At 36.2% G+C, this 301-nt stretch carries 1 pseudogene; it reads left to right on the plus strand.

What is annotated here, in order from left to right:
* A pseudogene (locus QWI17_RS09100) lies at positions 1 to 301 on the plus strand (MFS transporter); the annotation flags it as partial.

Here is a 301-nt window from a genome sequence, read left to right on the forward strand (position 1 = left end):
CAAATTCAAAACTTTGAAGGGAAATACCCAAAACAGCTTTGGCATTTGTTTATGGTAGAAATGTGGGAGCGTTTCTGCTTCTATGGAATGAGAGGAGTTCTTGCCATTTTTATGGTAGATATGTTGGGATTAACGGATGCAGAATCAAATTTAAAATATGGAGCAATCCAAGCTTTTGTTTACGCATTTACTTTTATCGGAGGTATTTTTGCAGATAGAATCTTAGGGTTCAAAAAATCATTAGTCTTCGGAGGGTTGGTAATGGTTGCAGGAAACTTATTAATTGCAACAGATCCTCATC

Origin of the sequence: Gilvimarinus gilvus (assembly GCF_030518155.1) — a bacterium.
Taxonomy (GTDB): domain Bacteria; phylum Pseudomonadota; class Gammaproteobacteria; order Pseudomonadales; family Cellvibrionaceae; genus Gilvimarinus; species Gilvimarinus gilvus.